General features: G+C 67.3%; 1 protein-coding gene. It reads right to left on the bottom strand.

Features of this window, described 5'->3' with window-relative positions:
• Positions 1-7: 7 nt before the first annotated feature.
• Positions 8-846, bottom strand: a protein-coding gene (locus E2C05_RS32125) for an IS5 family transposase (protein WP_133223638.1) whose coding sequence is annotated in 2 segments (ribosomal slippage) — positions 8-459 and positions 459-846 — 840 coding nt in all. Because the reading frame shifts where the segments join, the coding sequence is not laid out codon by codon here.
• Positions 847-926: the final 80 nt, after the last annotated feature.

The raw sequence follows: 926 nt of genomic DNA, 5'->3' as shown, positions 1-926 counted from the left end.
TCCGGGATCATGTTCTGGTTTGGCAGAGCCTTCGCAGCATGAGGCGGACGGAGGCCCAGCGCAGGAAGCACAGGCCTGACCGGTTCAGGCACTCCCAGTCCTTGGCGAGCCGACGGCAGCGGTTCAGCCAGGCGATTGTCCGTTCGACGATCCAGCGCTTCGGCAGCACGACAAAGCGGTGCCGGTCGCAGCGCCGGACGATCTCGAGGTTGATCTGGCCGCAGGCGGCCTTCAGCCCATCCTGGAACTTGGCGCCCTGGTACCCGCTGTCGGCGTAGAGCTTGAGCAGGAACGGGTAGAGACCGAACAGCGTGCCCATCAGCAGCACGCCGCCGTCGCGGTCCTGGATGTCGGCGGCGTGCACCACCGCCTGCATCAGCAGGCCCTGGGTGTCGACCAGCACATGGCGCTTCTTGCCCTTGATCTTCTTGCCCGCGTCATAGCCCGGCGGGTCGATGCTGCGCCCCCCTTTTCCGCGCTCTTGACGCTCTGGCTGTCGATGATCGCGGCCGCCGGGCTGGCTTCGCGCTGGGCCTGCTCGCGGCACAGCACGTAGAGCGCATGGTGGATGCGCTCCAAGGTGCCGTCCGCGTCCCAGCGCCGCAGGTAGTCGTGCACCGTGCTTTTCGGCGGCAGATCCTTCGGCAGTGCCGACCACTGGCAGCCGGTCGACAGGATGTACATCACCCCGTCCACCACCGCCCGCTCCGCCACCGTGCGCTTGTTGCCGCCCGGCTTCGCGGGCGGGATCAGCGGCTCGACCTGCGCCCACTCCGCGTCCGTCAAATCACTCGGGTAGCGCAGCCTGCTGCGGTCATACCGACCGCGGTTCTCCGGCGTCCACATCCCGCCAAATCGCGCACCACCCGCCGCAACCCGCCAGTCACAACCGATTCAGATGACTCACCATGTTCCCGGATGGACAC

Origin of the sequence: Paracraurococcus ruber, assembly GCF_004353985.1 — a bacterium.
In the GTDB taxonomy this organism is placed as follows: Bacteria; Pseudomonadota; Alphaproteobacteria; order Acetobacterales; family Acetobacteraceae; genus Paracraurococcus; species Paracraurococcus ruber.
The sequence above is the reverse complement of the archived record's forward strand: the minus strand, read 5'-3'. Positions and strand labels throughout refer to the sequence as shown.